At 44.5% G+C, this 21,590-nt stretch carries 20 protein-coding genes and 1 pseudogene; 8 read left to right on the top strand and 13 right to left on the bottom strand.

Translation table 11 applies throughout. The features are described 5' to 3' along the window. Both R3289_RS15080 and R3289_RS15075 read left to right on the top strand, forming a co-directional pair. Window positions 1-274 (top strand): annotated as a pseudogene (locus R3289_RS15080) (hypothetical protein); the annotation flags it as partial. A 633-nt stretch (window positions 275-907) separates the two neighbouring features. Continuing rightward, window positions 908-1,273: a DUF1622 domain-containing protein gene (locus R3289_RS15075; RefSeq protein ID WP_318926512.1), complete on the top strand. Its 366-nt coding sequence runs from the start codon at window positions 908-910 to the stop codon at window positions 1,271-1,273. A gap of 123 nt (window positions 1,274-1,396) precedes the next feature. On the opposite strand, the gene R3289_RS15070 is transcribed toward R3289_RS15075, so the two are convergent. Continuing rightward, complete coding sequence (locus tag R3289_RS15070) at window positions 1,397-1,618, bottom strand: hypothetical protein (protein ID WP_318926511.1); 222 nt, start codon at window positions 1,616-1,618, stop codon at window positions 1,397-1,399. Window positions 1,619-1,961: 343 nt separating this feature from the next. Here R3289_RS15070 and R3289_RS15065 point away from each other — a divergent pair, with 343 nt between their 5' ends. Beyond that, on the top strand, window positions 1,962-3,236 hold the full coding sequence (locus R3289_RS15065) for an alpha/beta hydrolase (protein WP_318926510.1): 1,275 nt from the start codon (window positions 1,962-1,964) through the stop codon (window positions 3,234-3,236). Between the two features lie 108 nt (window positions 3,237-3,344). On the opposite strand, the gene R3289_RS15060 is transcribed toward R3289_RS15065, so the two are convergent. Further along, the gene (locus R3289_RS15060; RefSeq protein ID WP_318926509.1) at window positions 3,345-3,974 is read right to left on the bottom strand and encodes a 3'-5' exonuclease; all 630 of its coding nucleotides are present in this window, start codon (window positions 3,972-3,974) and stop codon (window positions 3,345-3,347) included. A gap of 111 nt (window positions 3,975-4,085) precedes the next feature. Next, window positions 4,086-6,587 (bottom strand): Lon protease family protein, encoded by a 2,502-nt coding sequence (locus tag R3289_RS15055; protein WP_318926508.1) that lies wholly within the window; start codon window positions 6,585-6,587, stop codon window positions 4,086-4,088. 180 nt (window positions 6,588-6,767) lie between these two features. On the opposite strand from R3289_RS15055, the gene R3289_RS15050 reads away from it, so the two are divergent. Then, complete coding sequence (locus R3289_RS15050) at window positions 6,768-7,517, top strand: PHP domain-containing protein (RefSeq protein ID WP_318926507.1); 750 nt, start codon at window positions 6,768-6,770, stop codon at window positions 7,515-7,517. A gap of 81 nt (window positions 7,518-7,598) precedes the next feature. On the opposite strand, the gene R3289_RS15045 is transcribed toward R3289_RS15050, so the two are convergent. Genes R3289_RS15045 through R3289_RS15025 form a run of 5 tightly spaced genes read right to left on the bottom strand, consistent with a single transcriptional unit; the run spans window position 7,599 to window position 10,795 of the window. Next, window positions 7,599-7,817 carry a hypothetical protein gene (locus R3289_RS15045; protein WP_318926506.1) on the bottom strand — a complete coding sequence of 73 codons (219 nt, stop codon included), beginning with the start codon at window positions 7,815-7,817 and terminating at the stop codon, window positions 7,599-7,601. Window positions 7,818-7,861: 44 nt separating this feature from the next. Continuing rightward, the gene (locus R3289_RS15040; RefSeq protein ID WP_318926505.1) at window positions 7,862-8,752 is read right to left on the bottom strand and encodes an FAD:protein FMN transferase; all 891 of its coding nucleotides are present in this window, start codon (window positions 8,750-8,752) and stop codon (window positions 7,862-7,864) included. An 8-nt stretch (window positions 8,753-8,760) separates the two neighbouring features. Continuing rightward, window positions 8,761-10,059, bottom strand: a complete 1,299-nt coding sequence (locus R3289_RS15035) for a DUF3570 domain-containing protein (protein WP_318926504.1) — start codon at window positions 10,057-10,059, stop codon at window positions 8,761-8,763. Next, entirely contained in the window at window positions 10,050-10,271 is a 222-nt protein-coding gene (locus R3289_RS15030; protein WP_318926503.1) for a DUF4266 domain-containing protein, read from the bottom strand. The genes R3289_RS15035 and R3289_RS15030 overlap by 10 nt, the downstream gene beginning before the upstream one ends. Before the next feature lie 32 nt (window positions 10,272-10,303). Then, entirely contained in the window at window positions 10,304-10,795 is a 492-nt protein-coding gene (locus tag R3289_RS15025; protein WP_318926502.1) for a TlpA disulfide reductase family protein, read from the bottom strand. A gap of 384 nt (window positions 10,796-11,179) precedes the next feature. On the opposite strand from R3289_RS15025, the gene R3289_RS15020 reads away from it, so the two are divergent. Further along, a complete protein-coding gene (locus tag R3289_RS15020; protein ID WP_318926501.1) occupies window positions 11,180-12,898 on the top strand; it encodes a monovalent cation:proton antiporter-2 (CPA2) family protein in 1,719 nt (572 codons plus the stop codon). Between the two features lie 30 nt (window positions 12,899-12,928). Continuing rightward, window positions 12,929-13,474: a hypothetical protein gene (locus tag R3289_RS15015; protein ID WP_318926500.1), complete on the top strand. Its 546-nt coding sequence runs from the start codon at window positions 12,929-12,931 to the stop codon at window positions 13,472-13,474. Window positions 13,475-13,540: 66 nt separating this feature from the next. Here R3289_RS15015 and R3289_RS15010 read toward each other — a convergent pair whose 3' ends face one another. From R3289_RS15010 to R3289_RS14990, 5 genes are all read right to left on the bottom strand, one after another. Then, entirely contained in the window at window positions 13,541-13,921 is a 381-nt protein-coding gene (locus R3289_RS15010) for a PH domain-containing protein (RefSeq protein WP_318926499.1), read from the bottom strand. A gap of 785 nt (window positions 13,922-14,706) precedes the next feature. Further along, window positions 14,707-15,828 carry a M20 family metallopeptidase gene (locus R3289_RS15005; protein WP_318926498.1) on the bottom strand — a complete coding sequence of 374 codons (1,122 nt, stop codon included), beginning with the start codon at window positions 15,826-15,828 and terminating at the stop codon, window positions 14,707-14,709. Window positions 15,829-15,931: 103 nt separating this feature from the next. Continuing rightward, window positions 15,932-16,396, bottom strand: a complete 465-nt coding sequence (locus tag R3289_RS15000; protein WP_318926497.1) for a YjiG family protein — start codon at window positions 16,394-16,396, stop codon at window positions 15,932-15,934. Further along, window positions 16,396-17,115, bottom strand: a complete 720-nt coding sequence (locus R3289_RS14995) for a nucleoside recognition domain-containing protein (RefSeq protein ID WP_318926496.1) — start codon at window positions 17,113-17,115, stop codon at window positions 16,396-16,398. The genes R3289_RS15000 and R3289_RS14995 overlap by 1 nt, the downstream gene beginning before the upstream one ends. A 564-nt stretch (window positions 17,116-17,679) precedes the next feature. Continuing rightward, window positions 17,680-19,455 carry an acyl-CoA dehydrogenase gene (locus tag R3289_RS14990; protein WP_318926495.1) on the bottom strand — a complete coding sequence of 592 codons (1,776 nt, stop codon included), beginning with the start codon at window positions 19,453-19,455 and terminating at the stop codon, window positions 17,680-17,682. 294 nt (window positions 19,456-19,749) lie between these two features. Here R3289_RS14990 and trpB point away from each other — a divergent pair, with 294 nt between their 5' ends. Beyond that, entirely contained in the window at window positions 19,750-20,973 is a 1,224-nt protein-coding gene (trpB, locus tag R3289_RS14985) for a tryptophan synthase subunit beta (RefSeq protein ID WP_318926494.1), read from the top strand. Window positions 20,974-21,210: 237 nt separating this feature from the next. After that, window positions 21,211-21,534 (top strand): PTS sugar transporter subunit IIB, encoded by a 324-nt coding sequence (locus R3289_RS14980; RefSeq protein ID WP_318926493.1) that lies wholly within the window; start codon window positions 21,211-21,213, stop codon window positions 21,532-21,534. Window positions 21,535-21,590: the final 56 nt, after the last annotated feature.

Raw genomic sequence — 21,590 nt, 5'->3', positions numbered from 1 at the left:
GTGGCGGTTCGGCAATTGGTTGAGCTTAAATCACTGGGCCCAGTCATTTATGGAACGCCACAATGAAACCTTGCCCCAAGCGGTATTAAACACCCCCAAGCTAGTGGAATGGTCAAAGCCCCTGCCCAAATCCCAATGGGTTAACCCTCCCAAGCAATTGATACACTTGAACCAGCTTCTGGAAAAAGAATACGCGAAAGGTAACAAACCGCACGAGATAGATCTGTATGCAATCTATCAGCAGGTGGAAGCAAAAGAGAAAAAGCGGGCGTAAGTAGCGATCGGTTTGAGCAAAAGTGGATTTAAGGAACACTGGATTCAATAAACACAGGTATCAAGAAGCATTGCTATGTGAATTACTTTCAACTGTCTGGTTGGGAAGTGATTTAAGGAACATTGTTATGGAAAATGAAACCAAACGCATGTTGGCGATGGGCGAAAGAATGGAGCTGGACGGAGTTGAAACAATCGCTATGGAAAAAAGCACATCCCCCTGTTTAGCAGTGATTCGGGGCTGAATACCTCCTGAAAACCAATCACATCGGGCTGGTGCTCTGCCAGATAGCGACTGATCCAGCCCTGTTTCTTCTGCCATTGCTCCTGGCTGTAGATCCGGTCAAAGTCATAAAAAGCTGAGGGTGGCTCAAGATAATTAAATAAATTAAAAGTTGCGATCTTAATGGAACAGGCTGGATGTGAGCTGTGCGTAATATCTTGTGGCAAATCAGAAGTCTCGGTAGCAGTAGGAAACTAAGAGTTATTATTATAACTGAAATGGTCAAAAGACGTTATCCTTGGCAGACTTGAGACTGATATCGAGAGATAACGTCATTTTGAAGTAATCAATCTGTCGATTAGTCGTCAAATTTTCTTGGCATTTCAGGACGCATCATAAACGGATAGTACTATGGAAAGAGAGTTTATCGAGATTATCAAGATAGTGGGCTATGCCATAGAGGCATTCGGTGTGCTTGTCGTAATAATAGGATCTTTTTCAGCCACTGCGAACTTCCTGTTTACATTTAAAAAGCTCTCGGAGGGAAAAGCTTATAAGAACTATCGGCGCAATCTTGCGCGTTCTATTATCCTTGGTCTGGAGTTCCTCATCGCCGGAGATATAATCCGAACTGTCGTGGTTGCGGAGTCTATAGAAAACGTTGGTATACTGGCTTTAATCGTAATGATTCGGTCGTTTTTAAGCGTTACTCTGCATCTGGAGGTAGAGGGTCGTTGGCCTTGGCAAAAAGAAAGCAGTAATGGGAAAACAGATTAACCAAGTTCAAAAGTTATCGCGCTAAGACAGTAAAATGAGTATATAGGATGCGTTCTGATCTGCGTGGCTGGAAGGGATCGTTGCAACAATCCCTTTTTAATTGTCAATTGGAATAATGTTCATTTATTCGTCTTCAATTTCTATTTCTTCGATTATTATTTCATCATCTTCCATATCTTCCATATCTTCCATATCTTCCATATCTTCAGTTTCTTCTATTATCCCGTTTATCACTTGTTCCTCTTGGTCTGAAGAATTAGATTTATTGTGATTTTGAGCTGTTGAGTCAACAGCTAAGGTATATGAACTAAATAATGCGATGATAATACTGATGATGAGGCTCATCTTCATAAATACTATACTTAGTAGTGAAAATATCAGGGTAGTCTAAATATTTATTACAATATGTCTGTTTTATGAGAATAATTAAATAAAAGCCCTCATGAATATTAGATTTAGTCATAAAGTTAATGTAAATCATGATTATATGTATTTAAATAAAGCATTGTCGTCTATTCACAATATTATATCCCTTGAAATGAACATGGATAAATTATTGTGAATAAGCACTAAGAAGAGTGTTTCTATTTCAGATTACTATTTACAGCTTGCTATGTGCGTAGTGGGGTATATTGTGGTAAGGAATATACTTTCTGAATCCGCTATCGCGAAGATGGAGTTTGTATCAATGACTAAACCTGATCCCCAAAAGCCACTCAAACATCTGCGCGCTTCGGATATTAGAGGGATTGCTAAATTAGCCACGCAAGCGACGCTGGGAGTGACCCGTGTCGCAGAAGGTGTGCATCAGTCGGTATGGAGCACAATCGGCGTTCGCGGCGGTAAAGCGCCCGGGAAAACCCGCGGCATTACTGGCCTGGTTTACAAAAGTATTATCACGATCACGCAACTGTTGGGAAAGGGAAGCGATGCGGTATTGGCAAAGCTGCAGCCCCAGTTCGAATCTCTTGATCGTGGAAAATCCGGAACGCCTCAGCGCGAAGCGGTTCTTGCGGCGCTGAATGGTGTGATTGGTGACCGGCTGGTCGAAAGTGACAATCCGCTCGCAACCCCAATGACCTTGCGCTATCAGCGCAAAGCGTTGAACGGGCAGTCTATGTTATTAACTTCAGAGAGCACCCCGTTAATACCTGAAGCGACGGGCAAGATAGTGCTGATTATTCATGGTCTGTGTATGAATGATCTGCAATGGTCCGTGCAGGATCAAGAGCAGACACTCGACCATGGTGAGGCTCTCGCTTCATCTCTGGACTATACTCCGGTTTACTTGCGTTATAATTCCGGCCTGCATACGTCGCAAAACGGACGTGAACTTTCGGCCCAGCTGGAACTGCTGATCACCCACTGGCCCACACCGATAGAAGAGCTGACCGTAGTAGCCCATAGCATGGGCGGCCTGCTAACCCGCAGTGCGGTTCACTATGCAAATCAAGCTTCTTTAACCTGGCCAGAGTACCTGAAAAAGATCGTGTTTCTTGGTACACCACATCATGGAGCTCCGTTGGAGCGGGCTGGAAACTGGGTGGACATGATTTTGGGCAGTACACCTTATACTGCGCCTTTTTCCGCGCTTAGCGGATTGCGCAGTGCCGGTATTACCGATTTGAGGTATGGTCATGTCGTGGACGAAGACTGGAATGGTCACGACCGCTTTCACCGTAAACCGGATAACCGTCAGATTGTACCTTTGCCTGAGGGCGTGGCTTGCTATACGGTAGCCGCGACCACGGCAGCCAAACGCACTAGATTAGCGGATAGCCTGATTGGCGACGGCCTGGTGCCGTTACGCAGTGCTTTGGGCCAGCATAACGACACACAGCGAAATCTGGAATTTGAAGATGAATCGCAGTGGATTTTTTACCGTATGAATCACATGGACTTATTGAGCAGCCCCGACGTGACCCGTCTGTTGGTGCAGTGGCTGGCACCGAAAGAAGGCTAAGCTTGATATATTATGCTTTGTAAAATTTAGCACCTAATGCCTTTTTGTAAATTGAACTGGCTGGCATCACTCTGGATTCTGCATCTTGAGATAACTTGGGTATATGGTTTAGTACTTTGCTTGGCGTTGAAGAAAACCAGGCACAGCCGCTTTTGCCTTGCGTGAGACTTCTTGCATCAAAGAGAAGGAAGGGCCGGATAGTTGATACAGCTTATCCATATCCTCTAACATCAGTAGCCACAGTTTAGCCGTCACCTCTGAATCGGCCAATGCGCGGTGAAAAACGCCATCATTATTGATGTTCTTGTACTCAACTAAGCTGCCAAGTTTATGGTTAGGTGCGTGCGGGTAAAGGCGTCTGGCAATCAGCATCGAACAGGCAAATTCCCCTTCATAATCGCGCCGGATATTATTCAGTTCGGCGTCAAGAAAACGCTGGTCAAACGAAGCGTTATGAGCGACTAAATTGTGATCACCGATAAAATCAGCAAACTGATCCATGACTTCATCACAAGGTGGGGCCATTCGTAGCATGTTATTGGTAATGCCGGTATAGCGCTCAATAAAACTGCTAACCCGAAAGCCAGGGTTCATTAGCTGTTGAAAGCGCTCAACCACTTCTCCCTGCTCAATCAAAACCGCTCCAATTTCAATTGCGCGATCCCCCTGATTTGGCGATAAGCCGGTGGTTTCGAAATCGAGCACGATAACGGTATTTGCGGTTTGGGATGTTGTCACGATATAAAGCCCGTCGGTGTTATTCAGAAGTCGGCATTGTATAACGTCGAAATGCAGAGTTCACTCATCTTGAAGCGGTATGGAATTATTTTGGTATTTAGACAGTATTTCCTATTTTGATTGCTTACCTCTTTTATCAGCAGGTTTTGATTCATTGAGAAACTGTTTATGGGCTTTATTCATTGCCTTGATTCGTGAGGCTATCGCTCCGTTGATACTTTTCAGCGGGTATCTCTGCTTTGAATCCGGCTCGCCCATTTCGAGTCCGGTAAGCAGTTTTATGACCTGTTCGATATGGTCTACAGCCCAAATATGAAAACGATCTTCAGCGACGGCCTGACGGATCTCTTCATCAACCATCAGATGGACAAGATTGGTTTTGGGGATGATCACACCTTGGTCGCCTGTTAATCCGCTGGCATTGCAGATCTCGAAGAAGCCTTCGATTTTTTCATTGACCCCGCCGATGGCCTCGATATTGCCATGTTGGTCGATAGCGCCGGTGAGAGAAATATTTTGTTTCAGCGGGATCTGGGCGATGGCGGATAATAAGGCACAGAGCTCTGCTGCCGAAGCACTGTCGCCGTCTATCATGCCGTAGGACTGCTCAAAGGTCAGGGTGGCGGAAAAAGAGAGAGGCAGTATTTGCTCATACCGCTCGCGTAGAAAAGCCGTTAAGATCATCACCCCCTTGGAATGGCTAGGACCGCTTAAATCCACTTCGCGCTCAATGTTGATCACTTTCCCTTGGCCCAGATGGACCGTGGCAGTGATCCGACACGGACGGCCAAACATGGTTTCATCCACGCTGACTACCGCGAGCCCGTTAACCTGGCCGATTTTATTGCCGCTGGTCTCTATTACGCTGATCCCGCGATGAATATTTTCCGTGATACGCTCTTTAAGGTAACCTGTACGGTATTGCCTTGCCTTAATGGCCTGCTGTACTGTCTGAGCGTCGATCTGGTTATGGTTTTTCTGCTCTGCCCAGTAGTTAGCCTCCAGTAATAAACTGCGTAGGTTACCTCGGTGCAGGGACAGCTTTTCGCCATCGTCCATTTGCCGTGCGGAATATTCGATCACTTTTGCAACTGCGGCGCGATCCAGTGGCCGGGTGTTTTCTTCGATTTGCAGTGACTTGATAAACTGGCTGTAGAGTTGGCATGACTGGGGATCTCGATTGATCTCTTCTGAGCAGTCGGCCTGTACTTTAAACAGCTGAGCAAAATCCGGATCATAGTGTTTGAGCAGGTAATACATTATCCGATCCCCCATCAGGATCACTTTCACATCGAGCGGGATGATCTCAGGCTCCAGGGAGGCGATGGTGTTGATACTGAGAAACTGTTCGAGAGGTTGGATCCGGAGCTCTTTAGAAAGCAAGGAGCGTTTAAATACATCCCAGACAAAAGGTTTGTTTAACAGTTGAATAATATCAATCAGCAGGTAGCCTCCGTTGGCCCGGTGAAATGCGCCGGGTTTAATCAATGTGAAGTTAGTGACAAAGGTGCCAAACTCCCCCCGGTGTTCAATGCTTCCCACTAAGTTTACATAGCTGGGGTTGTCTTCATAAATAATGGGTATCCGCTCAGCTTTGCTGTTGTCGACAATGACGTTGATTTCATAGGCGGTGAAGGGATCAAAGATGGGTTTATGCCCGCTATATACTTCGACTTCAGTTTCAAGGGTGCCGCTAAAGAGCTTAATGTTATCGAGAACATGTTCCTTAAGGCTGGCGATATAGTCGTTAACGGCGTTAATTGCCAGCATATCTTCCGGTAAATGCCCGGTAAGGTAGTCAAGTGTTATACCGACAAACTCTCGTTCTAGCTGTTCTTTTTTGTCCCTCATCTCTTGATCCCATAATGGAACCTGGTTGAGCAGGTTGACCAGCAGCCGTCTCAGCTCTTCGATCGATTTATCAATCGCTTTCTGTTCTTTGACGGGGAGTACGGTAAATTCACTTTTAGTTATTATTTTACCGTCTTTTTCCGGTTGGATAAGGTAGCCAGTCTTAGACTTTTTTAACACACAGCCCTGTTTATTTGCTTTTTTTTCGATGGCTTGGAATGCTGCAATCTCCCTTGTATTTAATTCGTTTTGAAGTTGATCGGTACGACGGGTAAAATCTTCACTTTGTAACTGAGAAGGCACCGTATTTCTCAGCTCCTCAATCAGCTGTTTTATTTTATGTCGCAGTCGTTTTCCCATCCCCGCGGGTAATTGCATCGCCACAGGTTTTGTGGGTTCGCGGAAGTTATTGACATAACACCAGTCAGAAATCGCCTTATTCTTATCGTGGTGCTCGGTAAGAAGCTGTTGTGTCATGGCGTGTTTACCTAACCCGGTTGAACCCATGACATAGATATTGAATCCGCTAGAGGGGATACCAATACCCAACTTTATGGCTTCAATCGCGCGATCGAGCCCGAGGGGACTAGCAATCGGTTTGATTTCATCTGTGGTTTCAAAATCAAATAGTTCGGGGTCGCAGGCATGAAAAAGCTCCGTGGCAATGAGCTTTTTTGCTTCTGTCAGTGGGGGAGGGCTGCCGTTATTACAGCTATCGACCACCTTATTTCGCTGATTGACTGTTGGCGGTATTTCTTTCATTGGCGTACACCATAGGCTAATAGGAATTAAGGTGTATACCCAAGTATACTAACCAATAGCATTTTTTTCTGAATTTAATGAAGAGTTTAAAATTCATCTATTTCACCTATCCTTTATATACCCAAGTAAACTCTCGCTGAAACGAGCATCTTGAGGTTAGTTGGGTATAAGGAGGCCAATATGATTGAATTTGACAAACTATCCGATTTTTTTTCTGTCTTTTATGACTTTAAGCCCAGTGATGAAATTATCTACCTGGATTTTCACCTTCATACCACGGCATCAGACGGTTTTAATACCACGCCATTTTTTCTTGAATTCTTAAAGGATAAGAAACATCTCATTTCCATCACCGATCATAATGAGATCCGGGGAGCTGTGGCGGTTTCCGGCGCCGGGATCAACAATGTACCTGGTATTGAATTGGGTTGTGAGGATGGTTTTGAAATCCTGGTTTACTTCAGACAAATTCAGGCGCTTGAAGAGTTCTATATTCAGGAGGTCGAGGGCAATAAGCATCCTTACAGAATGGCCAGAACCAACAAAGATATTCACTATTTTCTTGATTTGCTCGAAGAAAGGGAGTGCCATATTTCTATTCCCCACATCAACGGTCTTGCGCAGAAAAATTATCTCAAGAACAAGACGTACATTAAAAGTGTTCTCAAAAGGGTCGATGCTGTGGAGACCTATAATCACGGATTGCCAAAAAGAAGAAATATTAATGCTCAGATCATAAGGGATCGGTACGATCTTGAGGCAACCTTTGGCAGTGATGCCCATATTAACCGCGAGTTGCTCTCTTTCTATCGTTTGCTTAACCAAGAGGAAAAACTCCATCAGCGTTTGATGGACAACCTCTATAAGCTACCGATGATTTCAGGCATTGCGCGTAAACATTTGATGCATATGGTAAAAAAAATCGATTGAATAAGCCGGGCTGGTGGGGCGACGCGTTAGTTAATGAGATTAGAACGGATAAACTTAGCCACTTATAATATCGTACCAAGTCTACTGTAATAATTGCATATAATCGTCAGCCATCGATTTCACTTCAAGATAAGACTGATACGTGAAGTAAGTTAAGACCGTGAGTCCTATTGTCACGACAATTTTCCATTTCAACGTTATGTTAGGAGACATCCAAACCAAAGGCAGTGCAAAAGGCCCGACAATAAAGATGATCAGCACGACAAACGACTTTTTGTGATACCACTTCTCAGTATTCATTTTTTTCAACATACTCCCGAATAAACTAATCAAAAAGAATTTTTTTACGTGATCCAGTAGCGTACTTCTTGATCATCAAGAAAGGCTTTGGCATTGTTACCGTGCAACATCGCAATCGTGCTTAAAATTCCCGCCTGAAGGCAATTACTGCCTGCTACCGTCACCTGAGCCGGCCCACCGGAGACAGGCCAGCCCGTGCGCGGATTCAGAATATGGCTATAGCGGATATTGTCTTTCAATAAATAACGGTGAGCATCGCCGCTGGTGGCAAGGCCGCCCTGGCTCAACATTAAAAAGCCACGTTTAGCTGAGCCTTTTGTTGACTCAAACCCAACTGACCAGCTTTGCCCCGAAACTTTTGGCTTGCTGACAGCAAGATCACCACCAAAATTTACCAGCACCGAAAGATCAGGAGCTAACCGGGCAAGTTCAGTGGCAACGCGATCGACGGCGTACTCTTTGCCAATACCGCCAAAATCGACTTCCATCCCACCCGGTACACTAATCGTATTGGCGTCAAAAGATATTTTCTTCCACCCGATATTGGGAAGTAGCCGATCAATTTGCTGCTGTGATGGCACATTGCCACTACCATCGAACTTCCAGGCATTTCTAAGCACGCCAGAAGTAAGGTCAAACAATCCATCGCTGATCTCAAAGCAGGTATCGGCAAAATTCAGCAAACTGAATGCTTCGGGATCGATCGCCACCGGTTTTCCGTTACTGTTGTTGATCTGATAGCACAAATTATCCGACCGGTATCGGCTGAACTTGGCTTCAATATCTGTTGCTATTCGCTGGGCACAATCAAGCAGCTCTTTGGCAAAGGAGTATTCACAAGGTTCAATCAGAACTTCACACAAACTGGCCATCGCGGTGAACGTTCCGCGCCAATGGCCATTTTTGCGTTCCAGTCGGTTTATGAGAGTATCCATGCTATTCGCTAAAAGTGATAATTTAACTGAAGAATAACAGCTTGCACATCCGGATACAGATCAAGTCCAGAAAGTTGCCCCGGCGCACTAAAGCCGGCATCTTCAGGCTGCTGCATGTAGTACTCAAACCGCACCGATACTTCCTGGCGATTGGCCAGCAACATGCCGTATTTTAGTCCAACAGTATAGGTATTCATTTTACCTAAGCGATAATCGGCACTTGCGTAAGCTGGTACTGATTCACCTTCCATCAGGAACGGCGCATAAAAATCCGCCTCTGATTGGCGATAGAAACGCAGATGCGGCTCCAGATAATGCCCCGCTCCAAACTGATAGTTATAGCGGAAATCGATGGTATGAGATTGTATCTCCCAATCATCAAACATATAGCGATAACCAATATCGAACACCTGTCCATTCAAATACGCTTTGGTCTGCCAAAACAGAGCGTGTTTGGTGCGAGAGTCAGGTCGATTCTCATAAAGGTTCTGTTGCACTGCGCCGTTATCATCAACCATACTGATCAGTTTGAATGGATCGGTCAGATAACCATCGATCTGAGCAAAGCTATAGTTCAGTGAAGTAATTAACCCGCGATTTATGACCTGACTGATACCAACGTTGAGTTCTGTGGTGGTTTTGGTATCGCTAGATTGGCCCCGCGTGGCATCAAAAGCTGCGCGATAAGCCGCTTCAGACGTAAAGTCATCTCGTAACACCATTGCAGTCAGTGGTTCAGGGATCCCCCCCTCCGGCTCAATGGTATCGAAGTATCCGCCGAGCCCCATAGTGAGTACGGTGTTATTTTGATTTAATGAACGACTAAATCCAACATTGGCTCCCAGTGATAAGTAGTCATACTCTTTGCTGATATGAACCCCGGTAGACCAATCCCAATCTCTGTTGATTGGTGACGCCCAGCCTGCATTTAACTGTACCCGCGTATCCTTGAAAGTATCATCTAGCGGTGTATCACCGGGGGCGACCGTATAGCTGCCATTGCCTGAAGGACGGGTAAAAGTTTGTGCTTCATTCTGCGGTACAGCGCCGGTTGGCGATGCCCCAGTGAGTGAATCCACGGTTAGTTTCAGACTCAATGTCTGATCATCGCCATTGGTTCGGGTTGCGCCAACCATTCCTTCAAGAGCACTAACACGGCTGTCGCCCTCACCGTAATACATAATTGCGGTATCATAATCCCACTCAGCTGCCGTGATATCTTCTTTTGCCTGCACAGTGGGATTGAGTAAAACTTGGCTGGCAACCGCTAAGGCTCCGCTGATCTTTCCCAGTTTGTTTAATTGCATCCGCAACCTCCTCCAGCACTTCCCCGTCCGCCACTGCTGGCTTCTTTACTGAAATAAATATGATCATCAAAGCTTTTATCTATCTCATTGGCTTGCAGCTCCATTCGGGGATCAGCCAACAGATCTCGCTCCCAAGGCTTGACGCCCAAGTTACTACACGAACAAAGAAATCCTACGCATCCGATCAGAAATAGCCTCTTAATAACAAGCATGAACACTCCTTGTGCCACCATTACTGGTAATGTTAATTATTGAGAAGTTGTGAAATCTGTTGTTTTAATTCTGCGCTCTGGCTGGTTTTAAAGCCAAGGTGCTGACCAACAATTTCACCATCTTTAATGAGATAACTGGTAGGCATTCCCGGTACCTGATAGGCGCTAGCAATATTGCCTTCGGGATCATACACAATAGTAAAGTTTGCAGGGGTATCCCTTAAAAAATTGTCGGCTTTACTGCGCTCTGCATCAACGTTGATCGCAACAACGGTCAGGCCTTTATTTCCAAATTCAGTCTGCAGCTGGTTCATAAACGGGAAAGAGTATCGGCAAGGGGTACACCAACTTGCCCAAAAATCAAGATAAACCCAGCCCTGCTTAGATAACTCGACCAATGAGGTTGCCGGTTGATTTGATGATGCCGGGATCTCAAAATCAGGCGCTGATTTTGGTGATGCCGAGGAAAAAAAACTGGATAAGACAAGGGTTAGTGCAACCAACCCAAGCGGTAGTTTGTTCATAAGGCAATCCCTGCTGTCAACGTGCAATGAATCGTAATAATATTTTGTTACAAAAAATCAGATAGCACAACCCATTAACAATGCATAGATTCGGAGCATCTTGCTAGTTATTTCAACAATGAGTCACTTCTGGCTGGTTGAATGATGATCATAGTTGATGAGTTGGGCTTGAGAAGGGGCAAAGGATCAGATCGGGATGTGTATTGCGATGCATTGTAATTAACAGAATTGATAGCTTATTAACAATGCCTGTCCTATAAGTTAAACGTTGGCATTAATAATGCCAGGGATATGGGCTCATTCTAGTGAGATATCTCAAGGCTTGGATGGTTACACGCCTGTTCAGGGATTAAATTTCTGATAGTAATAGATGAGAACCTGTCTATGAATCTTGAATATTTGACGGATATTATCATTCTGTTATCCGCGGCAGTCATTGCGGTACCTCTGTTTCAAGCTCTAGGTTTTGGCGCAATATCGGGTTTTCTGGTTGCGGGGATAGTATTAGGGCCATCAGGACTGGGATATATTCAGGATTACGCTGAGATTGCGCACTTCGCTGAGTTGGGGGTGATTTTCCTGTTATTTATCATCGGGATAGAAATTAACCCATCCCGTCTATGGAAGATGAAGGGATTGGTGTTAGGGCTTGGAACGCTTCAGGTTGTAATTACGGGTGGATTGATAACGGTAATAGCCCATGAACTCCTTAATGCTTCTTGGAGAATTTCGCTTTTAATCGGCGCGGCGTTAGCCCTTTCCTCTACGGCCTTCGTACTTCAACTGTTAACGGAAAGGAAGGCACTAGCATCAGAATATGGAAGACCTTCCGTTGCTGTCTTACTGTTACAAGACCTGGCGGTGGTTCCGCTGCTGGCTTTTGTTTCATTCATGGTCGCACCGGAATTAACAGTAGCAGAAGATGTTTTTCTGGCTTTGGCTGAAGCGATTACTCTTCTTTTGCTCGTTATTGTTGCTGCCCGATACATTTTGAGCCCTTTGCTTAAGATCGTTGTCCGGTTTAGTTCCCCTGAAATCTTTACCGCATCGGCTTTACTGTTGGTATTAGGCTCAGCACAGGCAATGGAAAGTATAGGGTTATCTATGGCCATGGGAGCATTTATCGCTGGTCTATTGATTGCCGATTCATCTTATCGCCACCAGATTACCGCCGAGATCCTGCCATTTCGGGGTTTATTGCTTGGACTGTTTTTTATGTCAATGGGCATGTCCCTAAATTTTGATCGATTTTTAGATAACGCCATTGTGCTATTAGGTATTGCAATGGCGTTGATGGTTATCAAGTTCTTGATTCTTTGGTTTTTGTCACGATTGTTTGGCATAAAGGCAAAACCCGCTATTTCGGTAGCCTTACTTTTGGCGCAAAGTGGTGAATTTGCATTGGTGTTATTTGCATTAGCTAAAAGTATGGGGCTTTTGGATGATATATTATTCCAACATCTTCTAATTGTTGTTTTGCTGAGCATGCTGGCAACACCTGCATTAGATAAATGGGCTAACCGGATTTATTTAGCTTCGCGTAGATGCATCACAGTTACGCCAGATCTGGATACTGGTAAGATAAGGTCAGATAATGCCGAGCAATATCCCAAGCCTGTTATTCTTGCTGGGTTTGGGCGTATGGGCCATAGGATCGGTTATATCTTGGATTTAATGGGAGTGCCTTATGTGGCAATCGACAGAGACGCAGCGCTTGTAGAGCGCGAACGTTCAGAAGGTAAGTGTGTGTATTTCGGTGATGTCCAGCGGCCCGAGGTGTTAAGAGCGGCGGGTGCAGCCGAGGCACCTTTTGTGATCGTTTCAATTGATGACGTGGATGTGGCAGAGCTGGTTGTAGCCTCTCTGCATAATTATTTTCCAGATATTCCTATTTTTGCTCGGGGTCATGACCTAATCAAGTGCCGTGATCTTAAGACGCTTGGTGCGCACTATATAGTTTCAGAGACCCTTGAGGCCAGTGCAGAACTCGCCCATGTTGCATTACTCCATATAGGCGCTGAAGACTCGGAAGTCGCCGTTGCCCTGGAACAGTTCAGGAAAGACTATTATGGACGAATCAACGAGGGGATACGTCGAGAGTAATAAGTAAAATTTCAAAAGGTGAGTCGTTTTATGGTAATTCGTTGTGTTAAGTCAGGACATTCTGCCTTGGTCGAGAGGTTCCTTACTGAGCTGAAACAGGCTTCCAAACAAGGATCGGTATTGGATCTGGCTTGTGGCAGCGGACGTAATGGTCTGTACCTGGCCCGGTTGGGTATTCCTGTTGTGTTTGCCGATCATGATGCCGATAAACTAAGTCAGATAGATAGCATTATTCAAACCGAAAAGCTTCCTGCCAAAACCTGGTTGGTCGATCTCGAAGCAGGAGAGCCGCTGGTGGATACAATGTTTGGAGCCATCATTGTCTTTCGTTACCTGCATCGGCCGCTTTTTAAGGGCATAAAAGCCAGTATCGCTGACAAGGGTTTAGTGATTTATGAGACTTTCAATGAGGTACAAAGAGCCTATGGCAGGCCTCATAATCCTCATTTTTTACTCCGGGAAAATGAGTTGGTAGAGCAGTTTGACGGCTGGCAGATCATTCACCAGTTTGAAGGCACTGTGCCCGAGCCGGAATGCTCAATTTCACAGATTGTTGCATTGCGCAAGCCGCGATAATTAATTTTATCACTATTCACTTAAATGGGTTAAAGACAGGCCACCGGTATGACCTGTCTTACCGGATTATTTACCTGCGATTTTTGCAGCAAGTAGACCCTGCATGGTGTAGATGTTTGTTTTGCCGTTAAACTCAAGTGCAATTGGCTCAGACTGACCTGATACCCAGACTTTCAGTTCCGCATCAAGGTCAAAATGTCCAGTAGACTCAACAGTATACATAGTGATGGCTTTGTAGGGGACAGAGCGGTATTCGACTTTCTTACCTGTTAGTCCTTGTTTATCGATGAAGATCAAACGCTGATCTGTCAGTACAATCATGTCACGGATCAGTTTGTAAGCGAGTTCAATTTGTTCCGATTGCCCCAGAATCGTTGATAGCTCTTCGGTTGCATCAGCAATACTCATCTCGCCAGCATTGCCCAATAGTGCATTAAATAGTCCCATTATTGAGATCCTTCTTAATTATGTTCATCAAGACTATCAGGTAAAACTGTATTAAATACAACAACCGTTTCAGCAGCTACCATCATGTAAACAAGGTTAGAGCAACGTTGTAAATGGCCGGAAGGTGATTAATTTTGCCGAGAAACAGGATACGTTTACACGGTAAGCAAAAATTCTCATCCCATTTAAGTTCGAGTTAGCCTCTTATTTCTGAGTCGCCTTAAACCCTACGTTTCAGACATATTATTTAGCTGAATTAGCTTTTCAATGAGGGAGAGCAGTGCAGGCTATAGTTAAGGATATGCTTAACGATTATTGTCGTTTAGATAATGACCACAGATGGGAAAGGGTTTTAAACGATGGGAAATGATAAAGTTAGAAAAGCCGTACGCCAAACTTATGGCAAGATAGCCAAACAGAAAAAAGGCTGCGGATGCTGTTGTGGAGGACATGTTACTTCTGAGGATACTTCACGCGACCTGGGTTATTCAGATGAAGATGTAACAAGTGTACCTGAAGGCGCTAACATGGGGTTGGGTTGTGACCCCTCACAATGTGTGTAAGTTAATTAATAGACTAATGCACTCAACAACGCCAGACAGGTGTCTATTGTGTGGCTCTGCTAGTACCTTGACTCATATTATGATTGATTGAGCATATTAATTCTTTATCGATGCAGCCAAACAGTTGTTATCCCATCGAAACCGCCAGACAGTAGACTTACAAACTTGCTCATGACTTACCTGGCGGTTATCAGGGATCGATTTTTGGTGACGTTTGAAGGTTTAGTGGGCCAATTTGGTCAACACTTGCTTCAACAGACAGATCCTTGGCTCAATTGAACTCAGCTCCAAATATTCATCTGTACTGTGGAAAGCGCCGCCAATCGGGCCGAAACCGTCAAGGCTTGGAATTCCCAGCGCAGCCGTATTGTTCGCATCGGAACCACCACCTACCGCCTGCCACGCGACTTTTACACCAGTTTCTTCACCAGCTTGTTCAACTAGCTTCATCAGGGATTCAGTATCGGTTGAAGGTACCATCGCTGGCTTATGAGCAACTCGTTCTGCCGTAGTTGTGACACCGTCTATAAATGGTTTTTTTGTCAAGCTGAGTAACTTTTTGTCCGCTTCGGCATATTCATTGTTATCCCAAAAACGGACATCAACAATAGCTTTGGCATGATTGGCGACGACATTTGCCCCGCTCCCGCCACTGACAATACCGACATTAAAGGTAGTACCTGATTCAAAGTTAGTCATTTGATCTATGGCAACAATCCAGTTAGCCATTTCGGAGATGGCACTGCGGCCGTTTTCAGGCTCGTTACCTGCGTGGGCAGCTTTACCAGTAAAGTTAAGCTCATAGTGAGCCATACCCTTACGAGCTTTAACCAAAGAGCCGTCAGCACGTGCAGCTTCTGCAACCAGTACGTTTGTTGACTGTTTTGCTACGCTTGCCAACCACTTTGAAGAATAGATTGAGCCGATTTCTTCATCCGGATTCATACACACGCACAGTGAGAGTTTATCTAATACATGGTGATCAAGCTGACGTAAGGCATAGATAATAGTGAGTAATCCAGATTTCATATCGGAAACACCAGGCCCGTAAGCACGATCACCTGTAACAGTCATCGGTCTTTCAGCTGCTGTGCCCTCAGGAAATACCGTATCCATGTGACCAATCAACATGACATCGATATTCTCTGCTTCTGGTTTGTTTCTGATCTCCAAGCCACAGCCTGCATCACCTAAATCAATACGTTTAATAGTCCATCCCAGCTGCTGATATTTTTCAGAAAGAATGGTGGCGACCTTTTCTATTCCGGACTTGGTAAGTGTACCGCAGTCTAGATCGATCAAAGGACGTAGTTCATCTAGGTAGGATTGAAGTGAAAAACTCATAGAAACTCCAAAGTTACAGCTAAAAGCAGTAACAAAAAGGGATTAAACAGTAAGATGCAGGGGCGGAACTTCACCCCTGAATATTTTGTAAAAAGGAATTGCGTTATAAAAAAATGTTCATAAAGAACATGGCAATGAAAGCATTGAGAACAGACAAGCCAATCATGACAGGAATAAGTCGGCCTTCGGTGCCAATTACACCCAGTACACGACCAGCATATTGAATTTGTGAACCCATTAGGTAAATGGCCGGAGCAAGGATCGCAATGTGTTCGCCGGTCAGTACACCTGAGTCGAATAAGGTGATAACCACGCCGACTGCACCGCCCATCGACATCCAGGCACCCATCAGCACTGCTGCAGCTTCACCGGGAAGGCCAACAAGCCCCATGATCGGAGAGAAAACACTGCCCATAAGATCAAGTAATCCGGTAATTTGCAATGCTTTAATCACCACAAAAGCCATCAGTACATTAGGAACGGTACTGGTTACTGCAATATTCCAACCCTTACGAGCGCCTGCGACGAAAACGTCTGTAATCATCGGTTTCTTTGCTAATTCAGACATTATGCATTCTCCTCTTGAAGGGATTTTTTGGTGTTCTTCGCTTCAGTCATATTCAGGTAAAGGCGCATCATATTGGCTCCAAAAATTTTCAACACAAACATCACCATCAGACACAAGCCAATTGAAGCTGGAACAGCAACGGAGCCATCAACCGCTGTCAGGGTAAATAACACTGCGCCGGAAGAGAAAAAGTTAACAATGGTTGCGCCCGCAGAGAATTGGAACATAGTAAATACGTCACCTTCTTTTTTGCTGAGCTTACCTTCATCGATGAGTGCGCGCGTCATGGATGCACCGGCATCGGTAGATTGCAGCGACGCAATCAGTGCCAGACCGCTATCACCCGGGATCCCCATCAGTGGTCGGAGAAGAGGGGTAAGTAATTTTCGAGCAGCATCTAGCGCACCGTAGTGCTCTAAAACCTGGATCATCGCTAGTGCAAACATAACAGTCGGGATCAGCGTAAAGGCGAAAATAAAGCCATCACGGGCACCGCTGCCTCCTTTACCGCGCAGGGTATAAGTTGCAGTTTGGATTCCCTCTGCAGTTTCCTGCACTTTATACACCACCTTCCCGAATGAGCCGTTTAGAGTGGTGAAATCAAATACGCCATACCATTCGCTAGACTTCATCAGCCCGGAGAAAAAGACGGCAGCAAAAGCCAGTGCAATGTAACAGCCTATGGTTACTTTGCGGCTTTGCGGAGCTTTATCACTCATAAAAAAATAACCTCGTTATCATAATGTTGAAGGGGGAATAACGTAAACACGAAGCCATTCTGAGCTATGCCGATAAAGTATTATTGACTGGGATCAAACTAATTAATCTATAGGAAACACTGTTAATATAATTGTGATTAATGCTTATGTTTTGTCTAATTTATTGAGGTGAAAGAGTTTTCTTCTTATTTTGTGACTTTTTACTCTTTTTGTATAATTCTGAATATGATATGTAATTTAGTGATTTAATCTGAAAGGTTTTCGGGTGTTGAAGTAAGTGGTGAATGATGCTGAAATTTTGTCGCATATATATTCGAACCATTTTCTTGTTAAGAGAAAGACAGAAGCTATCTTTGAGTTTGAATCCTTAAATCGAGCTGATGAAAATATTGCTGGGCTGTGTGTGACAGATGAAAGTTGGTCATTGCTGTAGAAAGACTTCAATGGTTGCAGATAGGGGAGGGAGTGGTTGATTGCTTTATTTTGCTGTCATTTTTAGCATTGGAAAGACAACGGCCCGTTAGCTTGGGCCGTTGCTAACTGTCATTAAGAGATGTAAGAAGATTATGGATTCATCTCGTATTGATCTTTGGTGACATAAACATAATTATTCAGCACGCGCTGATAGCGTTCATTGTCCACAGTCGGACGTTTGATCATACGGCCACAAATTTTCTGCTGCAGTAGCGTTGCGCTCGATTTGGCACCGAGCTGTAGGGCAAATTTTGAGAAATCACGAATAATAAAGTCAAAGATTTGCTCGACCATATCATCATCGAGATCGATCAGTTTGGCTTTTTCCAAAATCAATTGCCCGTAAACCACCAATGTAAACAGCTCGCCGAGATTTAACAGAAAATCGAAGTCCTTTTTCTGCTCTGCGGTAGGTTTACCCACAAGTAACAGGATCTTCAGCAGGCGGATCTGTTTTTTAAACAGATTAACGTTGGGTAAATCCACTTTAGCGTAAACCTTACGATAATCATGGAAGCGAGTTTTACCTAACCCTTTGGTTGCGCCCTGATTAAACAAAAAATCATCATTGGTCGCTTGATCCATTTGCGGGATATCCGCAAACTTACCCGGTTTAAAGAAGTAGTTACCCATAAACTTCAATATTAACGCCATATTGACGTGTACTGTGCCTTCCAGTTTTGGCAGGGCGCGAATATCCCTGACCGCCATCTCGAAGTACATATTCTTCTCAAACCCTTTGGCGGCCATAATATCCCATAACTGGTTCATTACCTCTTCACCCTGGGTCGTCACTTTCATTTTGACCATCGGGGTAAATAACAGATAACGCCGATCGTCCGGTCCCGCAGCGCGCATATAATCGATCGCTCGCTGGGCAAATAGCTTCATTGCGGCAAGGCGGGCATAGGCTTCGGTAAATAATAGTTTGATGTGGACAAAATCGGTCACATAGTGATCAAATAACCGGCGGTGAGAAGCATGGTTTATTGCTTCGTAGAAGGCGTGGGTACAGATACCGATAGATGCCCAGCCAAGGTTGAATTTGCCGACATTAACGGTATTGAGCGCCATATCCCAGGCATCCCGCCCTTTTGCAAGAATGTCTTCTTCGCGGATAGGGTAGTCATTAAGGCGGTATTCGGCCACATAGTTTTGAGAGTTAACAACATTCTGAACTAATTCATAGTTGTCGTGTTGGGAGTCCACCACAAAGAAGACGTACTCGTCGGTATCAGATAGCTTACCAAAGGTGGAAACCAGTGCTGCCTTATTCCCATTGCCTATGTAGTATTTGCTGCCGTTAGCCCTATACGTGCCATCTTCCTGTGGCGTCAGGTACATGTCACTGGCGTAGATATCGGCGCCATGTTCTTTTTCTGAGAGGCCAAAAGCGAATATGCCGCCTTCTTTGAGTAACTTGACGGCTCTTTGTTTGACCTTTTCATTGTCACTGATCCAGATCGGCCCCAGACCTAAAATGCTAACCTGCCAGGTATACCAGTGCGCCAGCCCATAAAAGCCAAGTACTTCGTTCAGGGCGCAGTTGCGGAATGTATCCCAGCGGGCATCTTTATTGCCGTAAGCGTCGGGAGTCAGAAAAGTGGCAAACAGCTGTTCTTTTTTCACAAACTCTAAAAAATCCGCGTACCAAAGGCGTTCATGATCATCTTCTTTGAGTTTGGCTTTGCCCCGTTGCTCAAAGAAGGCAATGGTGCTTCTAATTAATTTTTGTGAAGCTTCATCCAGCTGGCCATAATTTTCAGTTTTTGGGTTAAGTAACACTCCTTTCGTTATTGCAGTTGAATGATGCCGGACAGGTTGTTTCTTGAAAAAGAAATTTTTTGGCAGGTTTAACATTTTCATTGGAGGGCTCCCAATCGCCGTTAAGACATTGCATCCTAAAATAAAGTTAACGTTACAGTGTGTTAACGTCATTAACATTAAACCAAGAAAAGAACTGTCACATGAGTAATAACTCTAATGCGGGGTGGTGGTCACATTTTAATCAAAATAAATGGCTGTTCAGTGATCGCGATTCGCGCTGATAATCTGATTTCTTCGATTGCTAAATCGTCAATACCTGCTGTTTTATATTCACTTATGTTCATTATATCCATATGATAAGAGGGATTTAATACATAGAGGATAGGGAGTCCCATGGAAAACACTTTTGAACACGATCTTCCTGATGCTAAAGGGTATTTCGGTGAGTACGGTGGTAGTTTTATTCCGGAAGAGTTGCAGCTTGTAATGGATCAAATTACGGCATCTTATTCTGCATGCCGCAAAGATCCTGAATTTCGCGCAGAATTGGCTCGTTTGTATAAACATTTTGTCGGGCGTCCCAGCCCTATTTTTCACGCGCAGAATCTTTCTGAGAAATATGGCACTGATATTTATCTCAAACGTGAAGATCTCAACCATACCGGTGCCCATAAAATTAATCATTGTCTCGGTGAAGCATTGCTGGCAAAGAAAATGGGCAAGAAAAAGCTGATTGCAGAAACGGGTGCCGGACAGCACGGTGTGGCGCTAGCAACAGCCGCGGCATTGGTTGGGCTGAAATGTGATATCTATATGGGAGAAGTTGATATTGCTAAAGAGCATCCGAATGTCGTCAAAATGCGTATTTTAGGTGCGAATGTGATCCCGGTTACTCATGGTCGTAAGACCCTGAAAGAAGCCGTAGATGCCGCGTTTGCTGCTTACCTTAGTGATCCGGTCACTCAGTTATATGCCATTGGTTCGGTGGTGGGGCCTCATCCTTTCCCGATGATGGTGCGCGATTTTCAGTCGATCATCGGTAATGAAGCCCGTGAACAGTTCCAGGAAATGACCGGACAGTTGCCAGATAATCTGGTTGCCTGTGTCGGTGGTGGCTCGAATGCGATGGGGCTGTTCAGTGCCTTTTTGCAAGACGAGCAGGTTGCGCTTCACGGTGTTGAGCCAGCAGGGCACACATTAAAAACGCCGGGTGAGCACGCGGCAACCCTAACTTTAGGTGAACCCGGGGTTATGCACGGCTTTAAGTCTTACATGCTTAAAGATGATCAAGGTGAGCCTCAGGAAGTCTATTCCGTTGCCAGTGGGTTGGATTATCCGGCCGTTGGACCCCAACATAGTTACCTGAAAGATCTTGGCCGTGCTGAATATGGCACCGTTGACGATGATGAAGCGATTGCTGCATTTTTTGAGCTGTCGCGTTCAGAGGGCATTATTCCCGCCATCGAATCGTCCCACGCGATCGCTTATGCCATAAAATTGGCTCAGCAAGGTGTGAAAGGCAGTATTCTGGTGAACTTATCCGGACGGGGCGACAAAGATATCGATTTTGTTGTTGAACATTACGGTAAAGATTACGACATTGAGTCTCTGTTATAGCCAATAACATGAGCTTGTATTAAGACCTTTAAAAATCGCCTTTTATAGAGGCGGTTTTTATTCGTAGTGGCGATTATGCCTATATTTTTTAACTCATTGGTATGTAACAAGTTATATTAATTTTTATCAGATTTAGAGTCGATTCACACCAATTGAAGCAAGTATCAGTCCCAGTATTTGATGGTTATGCTATCGTTCTCACATTCAAGTGATGTAATTAAAATGGTGGAAAGGGATATGAGAATTATATTGTGCTGCGGTGGTGGATTCTCGACCAGTATACTGGCAAAGAGAATGAGAGCAGAGGCAAAAAACAGAGGGATAGAGTGTACAGTTGATGCATTTGCCGAGATTGAAATGAATGATCAAATGAAAAATTGTGATGTTTGCCTAATAGGACCTCAGATTAGTTTTTATGAAGATAACTTGCAGAAAATAGCCAGTAAATATGGTACGCGAGTCGCGGTTATCCCTAATATGATATACGGTATGATGAAAGGAGATGAGGCATTAGACCAAGCTCTATCTCTTATTTCAAATGAAGTTATTAACAGTAATTAGCTTGTTCCGTTATATCGCTGTTTTCATCTAAGATCTGTTTATCTTTCAACCGCTGT

The sequence above is a fragment of the Photobacterium sp. genome, assembly GCF_033720175.1.
In the GTDB taxonomy this organism is placed as follows: Bacteria; Pseudomonadota; Gammaproteobacteria; order Enterobacterales; family Vibrionaceae; genus Photobacterium.
Note: the sequence above shows the minus strand (reverse complement) of the source record. Positions and strands in the feature narration are given on the sequence as shown.